The sequence below is a fragment of the Cupriavidus necator genome (genome assembly GCF_016127575.1).
Classification (GTDB): Bacteria; Pseudomonadota; Gammaproteobacteria; order Burkholderiales; family Burkholderiaceae; genus Cupriavidus; species Cupriavidus necator_D.
Map to the genome: position 1 here is coordinate 684249 of NZ_CP066018.1, position 15159 is coordinate 699407.

15 protein-coding genes are annotated in these 15159 nt (G+C 67.8%); 7 read left to right on the forward strand and 8 right to left on the reverse strand.

Translation table 11 applies throughout. The features are described from left to right. Positions 1-107: 107 nt before the first annotated feature. On the reverse strand, positions 108-1475 hold the full coding sequence (locus I6H87_RS03215) for a replication-associated recombination protein A (protein ID WP_011614682.1): 1368 nt from the start codon (positions 1473-1475) through the stop codon (positions 108-110). Positions 1476-1544: 69 nt separating this feature from the next. Next, entirely contained in the window at positions 1545-2678 is a 1134-nt protein-coding gene (locus I6H87_RS03220; protein ID WP_081225771.1) for an ABC transporter ATP-binding protein, read from the reverse strand. 121 nt (positions 2679-2799) lie between these two features. Between I6H87_RS03220 and I6H87_RS03225 the strand changes: the two genes are divergently transcribed. Both I6H87_RS03225 and I6H87_RS03230 read left to right on the forward strand, forming a co-directional pair. Then, positions 2800-4443 carry an ABC transporter permease gene (locus tag I6H87_RS03225; protein WP_010812991.1) on the forward strand — a complete coding sequence of 548 codons (1644 nt, stop codon included), beginning with the start codon at positions 2800-2802 and terminating at the stop codon, positions 4441-4443. Between the two features lie 108 nt (positions 4444-4551). Beyond that, positions 4552-5223, forward strand: a complete 672-nt coding sequence (locus I6H87_RS03230) for a hypothetical protein (RefSeq protein WP_010812992.1) — start codon at positions 4552-4554, stop codon at positions 5221-5223. Positions 5224-5257: 34 nt separating this feature from the next. On the opposite strand, the gene I6H87_RS03235 is transcribed toward I6H87_RS03230, so the two are convergent. Together I6H87_RS03235 and I6H87_RS03240 are read right to left on the reverse strand one after the other, a co-directional pair. Next, positions 5258-6295: a Fe(3+) ABC transporter substrate-binding protein gene (locus I6H87_RS03235; RefSeq protein ID WP_011614680.1), complete on the reverse strand. Its 1038-nt coding sequence runs from the start codon at positions 6293-6295 to the stop codon at positions 5258-5260. 221 nt (positions 6296-6516) lie between these two features. Next, positions 6517-6843 carry a hypothetical protein gene (locus tag I6H87_RS03240; protein WP_010812994.1) on the reverse strand — a complete coding sequence of 109 codons (327 nt, stop codon included), beginning with the start codon at positions 6841-6843 and terminating at the stop codon, positions 6517-6519. 256 nt (positions 6844-7099) lie between these two features. On the opposite strand from I6H87_RS03240, the gene I6H87_RS03245 reads away from it, so the two are divergent. Further along, positions 7100-8200: an NAD(P)-dependent alcohol dehydrogenase gene (locus tag I6H87_RS03245; protein ID WP_010812995.1), complete on the forward strand. Its 1101-nt coding sequence runs from the start codon at positions 7100-7102 to the stop codon at positions 8198-8200. 16 nt (positions 8201-8216) lie between these two features. On the opposite strand, the gene I6H87_RS03250 is transcribed toward I6H87_RS03245, so the two are convergent. Beyond that, a complete protein-coding gene (locus tag I6H87_RS03250; RefSeq protein WP_011614679.1) occupies positions 8217-8654 on the reverse strand; it encodes a hypothetical protein in 438 nt (145 codons plus the stop codon). Between the two features lie 8 nt (positions 8655-8662). Next, the gene (gene lolA / locus I6H87_RS03255; protein WP_010812997.1) at positions 8663-9298 is read right to left on the reverse strand and encodes an outer membrane lipoprotein chaperone LolA; all 636 of its coding nucleotides are present in this window, start codon (positions 9296-9298) and stop codon (positions 8663-8665) included. Positions 9299-9497: 199 nt separating this feature from the next. Between lolA and I6H87_RS03260 the strand changes: the two genes are divergently transcribed. Continuing rightward, positions 9498-9698, forward strand: coding sequence for a hypothetical protein (locus I6H87_RS03260; RefSeq protein ID WP_010812998.1), 201 nt, complete (start codon positions 9498-9500; stop codon positions 9696-9698). 39 nt (positions 9699-9737) lie between these two features. Here the strand turns inward: I6H87_RS03260 and I6H87_RS03265 are convergent, their stop codons facing one another. Further along, positions 9738-12077 (reverse strand): DNA translocase FtsK, encoded by a 2340-nt coding sequence (locus I6H87_RS03265; RefSeq protein WP_011614678.1) that lies wholly within the window; start codon positions 12075-12077, stop codon positions 9738-9740. A gap of 234 nt (positions 12078-12311) precedes the next feature. Here I6H87_RS03265 and trxB point away from each other — a divergent pair, with 234 nt between their 5' ends. The 3 genes from trxB (at position 12312) to I6H87_RS03280 (ending at position 14718) form a co-directional block, all read left to right on the forward strand. Then, positions 12312-13277: a thioredoxin-disulfide reductase gene (trxB, locus tag I6H87_RS03270; RefSeq protein WP_010813000.1), complete on the forward strand. Its 966-nt coding sequence runs from the start codon at positions 12312-12314 to the stop codon at positions 13275-13277. Positions 13278-13388: 111 nt separating this feature from the next. Then, the gene (locus I6H87_RS03275; RefSeq protein WP_010813001.1) at positions 13389-14063 is read left to right on the forward strand and encodes a Smr/MutS family protein; all 675 of its coding nucleotides are present in this window, start codon (positions 13389-13391) and stop codon (positions 14061-14063) included. 13 nt (positions 14064-14076) lie between these two features. Continuing rightward, entirely contained in the window at positions 14077-14718 is a 642-nt protein-coding gene (locus tag I6H87_RS03280) for a trimeric intracellular cation channel family protein (protein WP_011614676.1), read from the forward strand. A gap of 62 nt (positions 14719-14780) precedes the next feature. Here I6H87_RS03280 and glnK read toward each other — a convergent pair whose 3' ends face one another. Next, positions 14781-15119, reverse strand: a complete 339-nt coding sequence (gene glnK, locus I6H87_RS03285) for a P-II family nitrogen regulator (RefSeq protein WP_006162803.1) — start codon at positions 15117-15119, stop codon at positions 14781-14783. Positions 15120-15159 lie beyond the last annotated feature (40 nt).

Consider the following 15159-nt stretch of genomic DNA (forward strand, 5'->3'; position numbering starts at 1 on the left):
CAGGGCCAGCGACATGCCGGCGGACCCGCCATTTTACTGCACCGGCCCCGTCCGGCGCGAACCGGGCGATGCCAGGCCAGCGCCGTGTTGCCGGCTCACGCCACCGCTCACTCCCCGCCCTTGCCGCCGTCCTTTGGCTTGGCCACGCGCTGCTCGCGATGCCAGGCGGCATCCAGCTCGCGCAGGTGGCGCAGCTTCTCGGCGATCTTGCCCTCCAGCCCGCGCGGCACCGGCTGGTACCAGTCCTGGGCCTTGAGGTCGTCCGGGAAGTAGTGCTCGCCGGCGGCGTAGGCCTCGGGCTCGTCGTGCGCGTAGCGGTAGGCGTGGCCGTGGCCAAGCTCCTTCATCAGCTTGGTCGGCGCGTTGCGCAGGTGCACCGGCACCGCGCGCGACTTGTCCTTGGCGACGAAGGCGCGCGCCGCGTTGTAGGCGTTGTAGCCGGCGTTGGACTTGGGCGCCACGGCCAGGTAGATCAGGGCCTGACCCAGCGCCAGCTCGCCCTCGGGCGAGCCAAGGCGCTCATAGGTCTCGGCCGCGTCCAGCGTGATGCGGGCGGCACGGGGATCGGCCAGGCCGATATCCTCCCATGCCATGCGCACGATGCGCCGCGCCAGGTAGCGCGGGTCGGCGCCGCCGTCGATCATGCGGCAGAACCAGTACAGCGCCGCGTCCGGGTCCGAGCCGCGCACGGACTTGTGCAGCGCGCTGATCTGGTCGTAGAAGGCGTCGCCGCCCTTGTCGAAGCGGCGCAGGTTTTCCGACAGCGCGCTGCCCAGCAGCGCGGTATCGATCTGCGCGGCGCCGGCGGTGCGCGCGGCACGCGCCACGATCTCGATATTGTTCAGCAGCTTGCGCCCGTCGCCATCGGCCGAGGCCACGATCAGCTGCAGTGCTTCGTCCTGCCAGCTCAGGTCGCCCGCCTGTGCGCCGAGTTCTTCGCTGGCGCGCAGCGCCAGCTGGGTCAGCTCGGCATCGTCCAGGCTCTTGAGCACATAGACCGCAGCGCGCGACAACAAGGCACCGTTGACTTCGAACGAGGGGTTCTCGGTGGTGGCGCCGATAAAGGTGAAGAGCCCGCTTTCCACATGCGGCAGGAAGGCATCCTGCTGGCTCTTGTTGAAACGGTGGACTTCGTCGACGAACACCAGCGTGCGCCGGCCGTGCGCGCGAAACTGCTCGGCGCGCTCGACCGCCTCACGGATGTCCTTGACCCCCGACAGCACCGCCGACAGCGCGATGAACTCGGCGTCGAAGGCACTGGCCATCAGCCGCGCCAGCGTGGTCTTGCCCACGCCCGGAGGGCCCCACAGGATCATCGAATGCGGCTCGCCGGACTCGAACGCCACGCGCAGCGGCTTGCCCGCACCGAGCAGGTGCTGTTGCCCGATCACCTCGTCGATGGTGCGCGGGCGCAGGCGCTCGGCCAGCGGTTGCCGGGAACGGTCGGGAGTATCGGAAAACAGCGTGTCCGCCACGGTATTCAAGCCTTGTGAATGCAGAACGCCACAGTGTAGACCATCGGCGCCCTGCCCCTGCGTGGCACGCTAGGCGGCAAATGCCACCACATCCTCGATCTCGACACGGATGCCGATGCGCTCGCCCACGGCATGGTTGTGGTGGGACGGCACCAGCGCCAGTACGCGGCCGCCGCTGGCCAGGCGCAGCGTGTACAGGATCTCGGCGCCGCGGAAGGCCTTGTGGACCACCTCGGCGCGCATCGGGCTGGCGTCGTCGTGGATGATGTCATCGGGGCGCACCAGCACGTCTACGGCGGCGCCAGCGGGCAGCGCCAGCGGCGCCGCGGGGCGCAGCAGGCCTAGTTCCAGTTCAATCTCCGCGGTCTCGCGCAACCGCCCCGCCATCAGCACGCCCTGCCCGATAAAGCCCGCGACAAAGCGCGATGTCGGCCGGTGGTAGAGGTCGTGCGCGCTGCCCCACTGCTCGATCACCCCGTCGTGCATGACGCCGATCTCGTCGGCCATGGCAAAGGCCTCGTGCTGGTCGTGGGTGACCAGGATCGCGGTGGTGCCCTGCGCCTTCAGGATCGCGCGCACCTCCAGGCTCAGGCGTTCGCGCAGGTCGACGTCGAGGTTGGAGAACGGCTCGTCGAGCAGCAGCAGCTCCGGGCGCGGTGCCAGCGCGCGCGCCAACGCCACGCGCTGCTGCTGGCCGCCGGAAAGCTCATGCGGATATTTGCGGCCCGCGCCGGCCAGTCCGACCAGCTGCAGCACCTCGTCCACGCGCGCCGCGCGCCCGGCGCGGCTGGCGCGCACCAGGCCGAAACCCACGTTGGCCGCCACGTCCAGGTGCGGGAACAGTGCATAGTCCTGGAACACCATGCCGATGCGGCGCTGCTCCGGCGCCAGCATCGCCCCGGACGACGACACGACCTGCCCGTCCAGCACGATGCGGCCGTCCTGCAGCGGCTCGAAACCGGCGATGGCACGCAGCACCGTGGTCTTGCCGCAGCCGCTGGGCCCCAGCAGGCAGGCGATATTGCCGCGCGCCACCGAGAACGACAGCCCCTTGACCACCACATGGCGGCCAAAAGCGTGACGGATATGGTCGACCTCGATGACAGCGGCGCCAGCGCCAGTGACGTCAGCAACGCCTGCGCGGGTCGCCGGCCGGCTGCGGGCCTGGGCGCCGGGCAAGCGTGAATAGGAATCGGTTCGCATGTGCGCATTATAGGGACGCGGCCGGGGGCCGTGAGCGCCTTTCGGGGCAAATGCGTGCCCCACATTGCTAGAATGCGGCAGCCGCACGCTGTGCGCGGCACTTCCGCCCACTTTCCGACGCATGCTCCTGTCCAGCCGCCGCCGCTTCCATCCCCTGACCCTGGCCACCCTGGTGATGGCGCTGCTGATCGCCGTGCCGGTGCTGGTGATCGCCTCGGCCGTGCTGCTGCCCGCCGGCGACACCTGGCGCCACCTGATCGACACGGTGCTGGCGGAATACGTGCTCAACACCGTCTGGCTGCTGTGCGGCGTCGCCGTGGGGGTATTGCTGCTGGGGGTGACCACCGCCTGGCTGGTATCGACCTACCGTTTCCCGGGCCACGCCGTGATGGAATGGGCGCTGGTCTTGCCGATGGCGATGCCCGCCTACGTGATCGCCTATGCCTACACCGACGCGCTGCAGTTTGCCGGGCCGGTGCAGGGCTGGTTGCGCGAGCTGACCGGCTGGAAGGCGCGCGAGTACTGGTTTCCAGATATCCGCTCGCTGGGCGGCGCCATCGCCCTGTTCTCGCTGGTGCTGTATCCCTACGTCTACCTGACCGCGCGCGCCGCCTTCCTGCAGCAGACCCAGAACACGCTGGAGGCCGCGCGCCTGCTCGGCCACGGCACCTGGAGCAGGCTCTGGCGCGTGGTGCTGCCGCTGGCTCGCCCCGGCATCGTTGCCGGCACCGCGCTGGCAATGATGGAAACGCTGGCCGACTTCGGCACCGTCGCCTACTTTGCCATCCCGACTTTCTCCACTGGCATCTACCGCGCCTGGTTCTCGCTTGGCGACAAGAACGCCGCGGCGCAGCTGTCGGCATGCATGCTGCTGTTCGTCGCCGCCATCCTGCTGATGGAGCGCGCCAGCCGCGGCCGCGCGCAGGTCTACGGCAACCAGCGCCGCGCCGTGGCCTGGACGCTGGACGGCGCGCGCGGCTGGCTGGCGCTGGCCGTATGCATGGTGCCGGTGCTGCTGGGCTTCCTGATTCCCGCGCTGATGCTGTGCCGCATGGCCTTCACCGACGGCGATGCGCAGTTCGGCGCGCGCTTTGTCGGGCTGGTGCGCAACAGCTTCCTGCTGGCCAGCGCCACCGCGCTGGCCGCGGTGACGGTCGCGCTGGCGGTGGGCTACGCCGCGCGCGCGGCCAACGGCAAGCGCAGTTGGCTGATGCGCGGCCTGACGCGGCTGTGCGGCATGGGTTATGCGCTGCCGGGCTCGGTCATTGCCGTGGGCGTGCTGGTGCCGGTGGCGCGGCTCGACAACGCGCTGTCGGCCTGGCTGCAGCAGCAGTTCGGGCTCTCGGTGGGGCTGCTGCTGACCGGCGGCATCGCCGCGCTGGTCTATGCGCTGCTGGTGCGCTTCCTGGGCGTGGCGCTGCAGACCGTCAATGCCGGGCTGGGCAAGATCACCCCCAGCATGGATGCGGCCGCGCGCAGCCTGGGCCACGGCCCCGGCGCCACGCTGCGGCGCGTGCATTTCCCGATGCTGCGAGGCAGCCTGCTGACCGCGGCACTGATCGTCTTTGTCGACGTGATGAAGGAGTTGCCGGCCACCTTCGTGATGCGCCCGTTCAACTTCGACACGCTGGCCGTGCAGGCCTACAACCTCGCTGCCGACGAGCGCCTGACCGAGGCCGCCACCGCCTCGCTGGTGATCGTGGCCGTGGGCCTGCTGCCGGTGATCGTGCTGTCGCGCACGATCCGGCGCGAAGCGCAGCGCTGAGCCTCCCACGCTTCTTGCCCTAAAGTCGCGCCACAACGCGCCGATAGCCTCTTATGGCCCGGCGTTCGCCCGGGAGCGAACAGCGGCAGGCCTGCCGCGCAAGAACCTATGCTGCGATATCACATCCTGCTGTTCAAGTTGAACCGGCTGAGCCGCAACAAGCTGAGCGGCGTGGAAGAAGTCTCGCTGGCCGGACAGCTGGCCGAGATGGTCGATTCGGCCGACACCGCCGCGCGCGTCATCGCCGACCTGTTCGATCACGCCAACCCGCAGGTGCGACGCATCGCGCTCAACGCGATCCGCCGCGCGCGGCAGTTCTCGTCGCCCGAGCTGCAGCCCGCGCTGGTGCGCCGCATGGCCGATGCCGAAGCGGTGCTGCGCCATGACGCCGTCTGGATCGTGCAGGAAACCCGGATGGATGGCGCCGAACTGCGCGCCGCGCTGCGCCGCGTTGCCGGCAAGGTGCAACTGCCGTGGGACGCCGAGCGCGCCCGCGCCAATCCCGGCGACATCGCGCTGGCCGCGCAGGTGCGCGCCCGCATGGCGCTGGACAAGCTGCTGGAAAAGAGTGCGGCCGAACGCAACCAGGCACTGGCCGCGATGGCGTTGGGCGGGACCTCGGACCAGCCTTATGCCGAAGGCACGGTCGGCCACAAGGGCCTGCTGCACCGCGCACTGGTGCGGCGACAGGCGGGGCGGCGGCTCAACAGCAGCGTGAAGCTGACGTTCCGCAAGCTGGAGCCCACGCAGGTGACTGGGAACAAGCGGTTCCTGCTGTAGCAGGAACCGCCCCTACTGCAAAGGCCGTGGCGGCTTACTTGAAACCGGCGCGGTCCACCAGCTTCTGCGCTTGCGGCTGGTACTTGCCCAGCTCGGCCACGTTGATGGTGTCGGCCTTGAACGTGCCCAGCGCTTCCAGCGCCGGGTTGCTGACCTTCACGCCCTGCACCACCGGCCATTCGTTGTTGCCGTCGGCAAAGTAGCGCTGCGCCTCGTCGCTGGCCAGGTACTCCAGGAACTTGACCGCCGCTTCCTTGTTGGGCGCATGCTTGAGCATGCCGCCGCCCGAGACGTTCATGTGCACGCCCTGGCTCGACTGGTTCGGCCAAAGCACGCCCAGCTTGTCGGCCACGGCCTTGTCTTCCGGCTTGGTCGACTTCAGCAGACGCGCGATGTAATAGGTGTTGGCGATGGCCACGTCGCACTCGCCGGCGGCAACCGCCTTGAGCTGGTCGGTGTCTCCGCCCTTGGGCACGCGCGCCAGGTTGGCGGCCACGCCGCGCGCCCACTGCTCGGTGCGTGCCTCGCCATCGTGGGCGATCAGGCTGGAGACCAGCGACAGGTTGTAGACATGGCCGCTGGAACGCGTGCAGACCTTGCCCTTCCACTTGGGATCGGCCAGGTCTTCATAGCTGGCGATATCGCCGGCCTTGACCGCGGTCTTGTTGTAGGCAATCACGCGGCCGCGCGCCGAGAAGCCGAACCATTCGCCATTGGGGTCGCGATAGTTGGCCGGGATGCGCGATTCCAGCGCCTTCGACTTTACCGGCGCAAACACGCCAGCCTGCTGGGCGCGCCACAGGCGGCCGATATCCACCGTGATGAACACGTCCGCCGGGCTGTTGGCGCCTTCATTGCGGATACGCTCCAGCAGCGGGTCTTCCTGGCCTTCGATGCGGTTGATCTTGATGCCGGTCTGCTTGGTGAAGTTGGCGTACAGCGCTTCGTCCGTCTGGTAGTGACGCGCGGTGTAGAGGTTGAGCACCTTTTCCTGCGCCGCAGCGGCGAGCGGCAGGGTCAGCAGGGCCAGCGCCGCAGCGCGCGGCAGCAAGGTTCGGATAGTGGTCTTCACGCGGATGGCTCCCCAGCATGGTTTGGGCAGCCGCCGGGGACCCCGAGGCCGCCCGGTTATTGGATTCCGGTCAGCGGGAAACAATATTGATTCTTGTTCAGGCGGTCAAATTACATTTCTGTCATGTTGACGCCCGTTGACCGATCAATTCCAGGGAGATGCCCGCACTAACGTAATCGCCCCCTGTGCGAAGACGAACCGGCAAGGCGGGCGCCGAAATCTCAGCCGCGGCGTACCCAGACCACCTTGCCAGCCTTGACGCCCAGCGTGCGGCGTTGCGGGTTGTAGTCCATGGTGCCGGGGAACTGCTGGCCGTCGCGCTCGCCCAGTCGCCACGCGCAGCCCTGCAGCAGGCCGATGGCTTCGGCCTCGGGCTTGCCGACCAAGGCATCGTCGGCCAGCTTGTCGGCGGCACAGCCCTCCGGCGTGCCACGCGCGCCTTGCGGGCCGGTCGGCGCGGGCGCCGCGCAAGCCGCCAGCAGGGCCCCGCCCGCCGCCAGCATGGCGGACTGGCGCAGCCAACGCCGGATGGTTCGCTTCGCAATCATGTCGTTCTCCTGATGGATTTGGCGAGTATGAGGATGCTGGGACACGCGGCACACCGCGGCGTTCAGCTTCTTTGCACACCGATATGAAACTTTTGCCAGATTACGCTGTATTGCGCACATTTTCAGTGTGGCTTCGGCTTGATCTGGATAAACCGAGCTATAAGCCATGCGTGCTATCAGTGAGTAAGCGGGCCGGCAACGTCCCGCACCACTCCACCCACCGCGCATCCCTCTGCGCCTTCCCTGGGAGCAACGCATGACCGCAATGATGAAAGCCGCCGTTTTTGTCGAGCCTGGCCGGATCGAACTGGCAGACAAGCCGATCCCGGATATCGGCCCCAACGATGCCCTGGTGCGTATCACCACCACCACCATCTGCGGCACCGACGTGCACATCCTCAAGGGTGAGTACCCGGTGGCGAAGGGCCTGACCGTGGGCCATGAGCCCGTCGGCATCATTGAAAAGCTCGGCAGCGCGGTGACGGGATACCGCGAAGGCCAGCGCGTGATCGCCGGCGCAATCTGCCCCAACTTCAACTCCTACGCGGCGCAGGACGGCGTGGCCTCGCAGGATGGCAGCTACCTGATGGCCAGCGGCCAGTGCGGCTGCCACGGCTACAAGGCGACCGCGGGCTGGCGCTTCGGCAACATGATCGACGGTACCCAGGCGGAATACGTGCTGGTGCCCGACGCCCAGGCCAACCTGACGCCAATCCCCGATGGCCTCACCGACGAGCAGGTGCTGATGTGCCCCGACATCATGTCCACCGGCTTCAAGGGCGCGGAAAACGCCAATATCCGCATCGGCGACACCGTGGCCGTGTTCGCGCAGGGCCCGATCGGGCTATGCGCGACCGCCGGCGCGCGGCTGTGCGGCGCCACCACCATCATCGCCATCGACGGCAACGACCACCGGCTGGAGATCGCGCGCAAGATGGGCGCGGACGTGGTCCTGAACTTCCGCAACTGCGACGTGGTGGACGAGGTCATGAAGCTGACCGGCGGGCGCGGCGTGGATGCCTCGATCGAGGCGCTGGGCACGCAGGCAACCTTCGAGCAGTCGCTGCGCGTGCTCAAGCCCGGCGGCACGCTGTCCAGCCTGGGGGTCTATTCAAGCGACCTGACCATTCCGCTGTCGGCTTTCGCCGCGGGGCTGGGCGACCACAAGATCAACACCGCGCTGTGCCCCGGCGGCAAGGAACGCATGCGGCGGCTGATCAATGTGATCGAGTCGGGGCGGGTCGACCTGGGAGCGCTGGTGACGCACCAGTACAGGCTGGACGACATCGTCGCGGCCTACGACCTGTTCGCCAACCAGCGCGACGGCGTGCTGAAGATCGCCATCAAGCCGCACTGACGGCGGCGCCTCGGGTTCAGCCCTTGGCCCGGGCGGCCAGCGCCTGCATGGCGTCGGCCGGCAGCGGCCCATGGCAGGTGCGCTCGCCGCCGGACTCGCTGACCACCAGCCATACCTGGTCCGGCTGGCCCTTCGGATGCAACAGCCAGGCCGGGCCGCGCGCATTGCTGCTGGGCGGCAGGTCTTCCAGCACGCCGGTGCTGGCCGACTGCAGCATCACCGCGCACTCGGTGGCGGACACGCGCGTGGCCTTGAGAAAGCCAGAATTGCCCAGCACTTCGGGCAATCCCGAGTCCGGTGCGCGCAGGAAGGAATCGACATCGAACTTGCTGGCGCCGCCGCCGCTGCTGGCACATGCCGCCAACAGCAGCGCGCCGGCACTGGCCAGCAACACGGCGTGCTGGCTGCGCCGCGAACGGATGGTGACTGCGGGACCTTCCTGCGGATCGTTCATGGCGGGCCTCACTGCTTCATCACATCGGCGCCCTTGGGCACCGTAAACCGGAATGCATCGGCCGCCAGCGGCGGGTTCTTCTGCATGCCCGTGAAGGTCAGCAGGGTGGTGTTGCCGAACGCGTCGCGCAGTTCCATGGCTTCAAGATTGCCGGCCTTGAAGCCGATGCCGATGCGCTCGAACTGCGTGTCCTTGGCCTTGGGCGTCAGCTCCAGCCACTCTACGCCGTCGCGCGTCGGGCCGTTCTTGACCACGAAGTTCTTTTCCAGGTCGTTGCTGCCGAACAGGATCGCCGCCGGGCTGGAGCCGAGTGCGCCGTCGAGCTTGCGCTCGGTGACCTGGTTCAGGTCCTTGTCATAGATGTACAGGGTCTGGCCGTCGGCCTGCAGCAGCTGGTCGTAGGGCTTGGTATAGCGCCAGGTGAACTTGCCCGGGCGCGAGAACACAAAGGTGCCGCTGGAGGTGCCGGTCACCTTGCCGTTGGCGCCCTGCCCCTTGACCTGGCGCTGCGTGAATTCGCCGCGCGCGCTCTTCACGCCGGTGACAAAGCTCTGCAACTGGTCAGTGGCTGCGGCATGGGCCGGCGCCTGGATGGCAAACATCGCCAGCGCGGCGCAGGCCGACACGATGATGCGGTTGCGCATGGTTCGGGTCCTGGTAGTTATGGAGGGCGTCGCCGCGTGTGCTGCGCCCAACGCTGTAGGCCGCTGCACGGGCAACTTGTCTGTTTAGAGCAGGCGGCAGCCGGAGGATTCCACACGGCCCGCGCTCGCGGGTAACCGGATATTACGGCAGACACCGCGGGAACCGCGCCTGATCTGCGGCGATGTTGTCTTTTCCGTGATGACATGGCTGAATGAGACCACGCAAGACAAGGTCGACAAGGCCACCGCGCCGCTCGCCACCGGGATGACCGAGATGGACCGCCGCCTCACGGATCGCCTCGATGCGGCCGATGCGCGCATCGAGCGCCTGGAAGTGCGCTTCGACAAGCAATTTGAAACCATCAACACGAAGCTCGACGTGCTGCTCAAGCGCCGCTAGCACACATCACAGGCCGCATGGGAGGAGCGCTGGCAGCGCTCAGTCATCGTCACGCGCGGCCGCACCGCCACCCTGCGCCAGAATGTCACGATTGCCGTTGCCCGACATCGCCGACACCAGCCCTGCCTTCTCCATATCCTCCAGCAGCCGCGCGGCACGGTTGTAGCCGATGCGCAGGTGGCGCTGCACCAGCGAGATTGACGCGCGCCGGTTCTTCAGCACCACCTCGACCGCCTGGTCGTACAGCGGATCGGCCTCGCCGCCGCCGCCGCCAATGCCGGCACCGCCGCCAAACCCGTCGCCGCCGCCGGCGTCATCGGTCAGGCCGCCTTCGAGGATGCCCTCGATGTAGTTGGCTTCGCCGGATTCCTTGAGCTTTTCCACCACGCGGTGGACTTCCTCGTCCGAGACAAAGGCGCCGTGCACGCGCACCGGCAGGCCGGTGCCCGGCGCCAGGTAGAGCATGTCGCCCATGCCCAGCAGCGCTTCGGCGCCCTGCTGGTCGAGGATGGTGCGCGAGTCGATCTTGCTGCTGACCTGGAACGCGATCCGGGTCGGCACATTGGCCTTGATCAGGCCGGTGATCACGTCCACCGACGGACGCTGCGTGGCCAGCACCAGGTGCAGGCCGGCCGCGCGCGCCTTCTGCGCGATGCGGGCGATCAGCTCTTCCACCTTCTTGCCGACCACCATCATCAGGTCGGCCAGCTCGTCGATGACGATGACGATGGTGGGCAGCCGGTCCAGCGGCTCCGGGGCGTCCGGGGTCAGGCTGAACGGGTTGGGGATCTTTTCTTCGCGGGCCGCGGCCTCGTCGATCTTTTTGTTGTAGCCGGCCAGGTTGCGCACGCCCAGCTTGCTCATCAGCTTGTAGCGGCGCTCCATCTCGCCGACCGCCCAGTTCAGGGCATTGCCGGCCTGGCGCATGTCGGTCACCACCGGGCACAGCAGGTGCGGGATGCCCTCGTAGACGCTCATTTCGAGCATCTTCGGGTCGATCAGGATCAGGCGTACGCTTTCCGCCTTGGCCTTGTACAGCAGCGACAGGATCATCGCGTTGATGCCGACCGACTTGCCCGAGCCGGTGGTGCCGGCCACCATGCAGTGCGGCATGCGGGCCAGGTCGGCCACCATCGGCTTGCCGGCGATGTCCTTGCCCAGCGCCATGGTCAGGCTGGACGAACTCTCGTTGTAGACCTGCGAGCCGAGGATTTCCGACAGGCGCACGGTCTGGCGCTTCGGGTTGGGCAGCTCCAGCCCCATGTAGTTCTTGCCCGGGATGGTCTCGACCACGCGGATCGACACCAGCGACAGCGAGCGCGCCAGGTCGCGCGCCAGGTTCACCACCTGGCTGCCCTTGACGCCGGTGGCCGGCTCGATCTCATACCGCGTGATGACCGGGCCCGGGTAGGCCGCCACCACCTTGACCTCGACGCCGAAGTCCTTGAGCTTTTTTTCGATCAGGCGCGAGGTGAACTCCAGAGTCTCGGCGCTGACGGTTTCCTGGTGCGGCGGAATCGGGTCCAGCAGCGACAGCGGCGGCAGGTCCGAGTCCTGGATATCGGCAAACAGCGGCTGCTGCTTCTCACGCTCGACGCGCTCATGCTTGGGCACTGCCTGCGGGCGCACGATCTGCACCGGCGCCGCCTCTTCGATGCGCACGCGCTGCACCTCGACGGTTTCTTTGCGCTCGGTCTTGGCGGCCTCGCCGATGATGCGGTCCTGCTTGCTCTCGCGGCGGGCCTTGAAGCCCAGGAACAGGGTCTCGACAAAGCCGCCGACGTGCTCGGCCACGGTCAGCCAGGAGAAATGGAAGAACAGCGACAGCCCGATCGCCAGCAGCAGCAACAACAGCAGGGTCGCGCCGGTGAAACCCAGCGCCACCTGCAGCCAGCCGCCCAGCAGATCGCCCAGCACCCCGCCCGGCGCGCGCGGCAGCGCGGCGCGCAACGGGTACATGCGGATCGCCTCCAGGCCCATGCTGGAGAACAGGGTCAGACCAAAGCCGATCCAGCTGACGGTCACGCCCTGGCGGTGCAGGCCGGGGTCCGCGCGCTCGGGCAGCTCGGCGGTCAGCGTGCGCCAGCCGCGCCAGCAGCGGCGCACCAGCAGCACCGCCAGCCAGTAGGCGGAAAAGCCGAAGATGAAGAACAGCACGTCGGCCACCCAGGCGCCGACGCGCCCGCCCAGGTTGTGGATATCGGCCACCTGGTTGGCATGCGACCAGCCGGGATCGGTCTTGCTGTAGCTGGCCAGCACGCACAGGAAACCCAGCGTGACGGCCAGCAGCAGGAACCAGCGGACCTCTCCCAGCAGTTTGCCGATGCGGGATGGCAAGGCTGAGGGATCGGTGCGGGTGGTCGTGGTAGCTCGGGCCATGCCTGGTTAAGACTCGCGTGTAAGGTGATTCCGGATGCGTTTCGGGCCGATGCCGGCAGCGGTCAGTGGTTGCTCACCAGGTGACTGACGGTCATCGTGGCGGCCATTTTAACGTGGCCCGAGACTATCGCACTCATTGGAATTTGCAACAGTGAGCAAATGCGGCTCCTCTTATAATGTCGCTTTCGAGCAATGCCGGTGGGCAGCATGCCGCACCGGCCACAGGAACGCATCATGGCAAAACACGCAAAAGTGCTGATTCTCGGTTCTGGTCCCGCCGGCTATACCGCCGCGGTCTACGCGGCCCGCGCCAACCTGGAACCGGTGCTGATCACCGGCCTGGCACAGGGCGGCCAGCTGATGACCACCACGGACGTCGAGAACTGGCCGGGCGATGCCAAGGGCGTCCAGGGTCCTGAACTGATGCAGCGCCTGCTGGCGCACGCCGAGGAATTCAAGACCGAAATCATCTTCGATCACATCCACACCGCCAAGCTGGTGGACGACAACGGCCAGCCGGCCCGCCCCTTCCGCCTGATCGGCGACGCCGGTGAATATACGTGCGACGCGCTGATCATCGCCACCGGCGCCTCGGCGCAGTACCTGGGCCTGCCGTCCGAAGAGTCCTTCATGGGCCGCGGCGTGTCGGCCTGCGCCACCTGCGACGGCTTCTTCTACAAGAACCAGGAAGTGGCCGTGGTCGGTGGCGGCAACACCGCCGTGGAAGAGGCGCTGTACCTGTCGCATATCGCCAGCAAGGTCACCGTGATCCACCGCCGCGACAGCTTCCGCGCCGAGCCTATCCTGGTCGACCGCCTGCTGCAGCGTGAAAAGGAAGGCCGCGTGGTGATCCGCTACGACAGCGTGCTGGACGAGGTGCTGGGCGATGAATCCGGCGTGACCGGCATCCGCGTGCGCGGCACCAAGACCGGCCAGGCCGAGGACCTGAAGCTGGCGGGCGTGTTCATCGCCATCGGCCACAAGCCCAACACCGACCTGTTCGAAGGCCAGCTGGCCATGGAAAACGGCTACCTGGTGACCAAGTCGGGCCTGCAGGGCGACGCCACCGCCACCAGCGTGCCGGGCGTGTTTGCCGCCGGCGACGTGCAGGACCATGTCTACCGCCAGGCCATCACCAGCGCCGGCACGGGCTGCATGGCCGCGCTGGACGCCCAGCGCTTTGTTGAAGCCCTGAAGTAAGCACGCCCCTCCGCCGGCCGGGCCGCCACGGCCCGCCGGCGCGTCCCCTGCGGCATCTCCTGCCGCCCCGCCAGTCGATATAATCTGCGCCGAGCCCCCGGAGATTTTTCAATGACGCACGGCGCCAGCAAACCCGACCGACCGCCCCAACGTTTCGGCCTGAACGACCTTGCCAGGCTGCGCGACACCCTCAAGGCCGATACCGAGCGCCGCGAAGCCGAGCGCGTGGCCGCCGAGCAGGCCGCCCGGCGCGCCCGTGAAGAGGCCGACGTCTTCCGCACCAGCGTGGGCCAGGTCAGCCAGCTGCGCGACCGCAACCGCGCCCCCCTGCCCGCCAGCAAGCCCGCCCCGGTGCCGGTGCAGTCGCGCCGCAACGACGAAGCCGTGCTGGCGGCCTCGCTGTCCGATGATTTCGACGTGGAAAGCCTGCTGGAAACCGACGAGACCCTGTCGTTCCGCCGGCCCGGCATCGGCATGGACGTGATCCGCAAGCTGCGCCGCGGCGAATGGGTGGCGCAGGACAAGGTCGACCTGCACGGCCTGCGCAGCGACGAGGCGCGCGAGGCGCTGGCCGAGTTCCTGCGCCGCTCGGTGCGCAACGGCGTGCGCTGCGTGCGCGTGATCCACGGCAAGGGCCTGGGCTCGCCCGACAAGCTGCCAGTGCTCAAGGGCAAGGTGCGCAGCTGGCTGGTGCAGAAGGAGGAAGTGCTCGCCTTCGTGCAGGCGCGCGAGGCCGAAGGCGGCGCCGGCGCGCTGATGGTGCTGCTGCGCCAGCCGCGCACCTGACGCATCGCCACGGATGCACGTTCCGCTTGAATTGCTGATGGGGCGGCTGCCCCTGATCCTCCACATCATGGAGGTGATCGGCGTGCTCGCCTTCGCGGTCTCGGGCGTGGTCGACGCGCGCAAGCAGCGCCTGGACGTGGTCGGCACCTTCGTGGTGGCCTTTGCCACCGCCTTTGGCGGCGGCACCGTGCGCGACGTGCTGCTGGACCGGCGCCCGTTCTACTGGGTCGACCACGAAGGCTACGTGCTGCTGATCTTCGTGATGTCGTTCGGCGCCTCGTTCGTGCTGCGCGTGGTCAGCCGCGTGGCCTCGGACCGGGCCATGATCGTGGCCGACGCGATCGGGCTGGGGCTGTTCTCGGTGACCGGCGCCTCGCTGGCGCTGGTGGCGCAGATGACGCCCACCGTGGCGGTGATGATGGGCATCATCTCGGCCGTGTTCGGCGGCGTGGTGCGGGACGTGCTGTGCAACGAGGTGCCGATGATCCTGCGCGACCGCTCGCCCTACGCCACCTGCTCCTTTGTCGGCTGCTGGATCTATGTCGGCATGACCTGGCTGGCGGTGCAGCAGGAAGCGGCGCTGCTGACCGGGGCAGTGGCGATCATCGCCATGCGGCTGGTGTCGGTGCGCTACGGGTGGAAGCTGCCCAGCTGAACCGCACCCACCAATGAAAACGCCGCCCTGCAAGGCGGCGTTTCTCTATCCTGGCCCGAGGCTCAGACCGCGGCTTCGTCCTGCTCGCCGGTGCGGATGCGGATCACACGCTCGATCTCGGTGACGAAGATCTTGCCGTCGCCGATCTTGCCGGTGTGGGCGGCCTTGACGATGGCGTCCAGCACGGTGTCCAGCTGGTTCTCGGCCACCACCACTTCGATCTTGATCTTGGGCAGGAAGTCGACCACGTACTCGGCGCCACGGTAGAGCTCGGTATGCCCTTTCTGGCGGCCAAATCCCTTCACTTCGGTCACCGTCAGACCGGTCACGCCGACGTCGGCCAGGGCTTCACGCACCTCGTCGAGCTTGAACGGTTTGATGATGGCGGTAATCTGCTTCATGACTGGCCCCTGTTTATCGTTTGTTCACGCGCCTGGCGGC

Coding starts and splice junctions, on each gene's coding strand:
- I6H87_RS03220 (WP_081225771.1), bottom strand. CDS start 2,678: ATGCGAACCGATTCCTATTCACGCTTGCCCGGCGCCCAGGCCCGCAGC.
- I6H87_RS03225 (WP_010812991.1), top strand. CDS start 2,800: ATGCTCCTGTCCAGCCGCCGCCGCTTCCATCCCCTGACCCTGGCCACC.
- I6H87_RS03230 (WP_010812992.1), top strand. CDS start 4,552: ATGCTGCGATATCACATCCTGCTGTTCAAGTTGAACCGGCTGAGCCGC.
- I6H87_RS03240 (WP_010812994.1), bottom strand. CDS start 6,843: ATGATTGCGAAGCGAACCATCCGGCGTTGGCTGCGCCAGTCCGCCATG.
- I6H87_RS03245 (WP_010812995.1), top strand. CDS start 7,100: ATGACCGCAATGATGAAAGCCGCCGTTTTTGTCGAGCCTGGCCGGATC.
- I6H87_RS03250 (WP_011614679.1), bottom strand. CDS start 8,654: ATGAACGATCCGCAGGAAGGTCCCGCAGTCACCATCCGTTCGCGGCGC.
- lolA (WP_010812997.1), bottom strand. CDS start 9,298: ATGCGCAACCGCATCATCGTGTCGGCCTGCGCCGCGCTGGCGATGTTT.
- I6H87_RS03260 (WP_010812998.1), top strand. CDS start 9,498: ATGACATGGCTGAATGAGACCACGCAAGACAAGGTCGACAAGGCCACC.
- I6H87_RS03265 (WP_011614678.1), bottom strand. CDS start 12,077: ATGGCCCGAGCTACCACGACCACCCGCACCGATCCCTCAGCCTTGCCA.
- trxB (WP_010813000.1), top strand. CDS start 12,312: ATGGCAAAACACGCAAAAGTGCTGATTCTCGGTTCTGGTCCCGCCGGC.
- I6H87_RS03275 (WP_010813001.1), top strand. CDS start 13,389: ATGACGCACGGCGCCAGCAAACCCGACCGACCGCCCCAACGTTTCGGC.
- I6H87_RS03280 (WP_011614676.1), top strand. CDS start 14,077: ATGCACGTTCCGCTTGAATTGCTGATGGGGCGGCTGCCCCTGATCCTC.
- glnK (WP_006162803.1), bottom strand. CDS start 15,119: ATGAAGCAGATTACCGCCATCATCAAACCGTTCAAGCTCGACGAGGTG.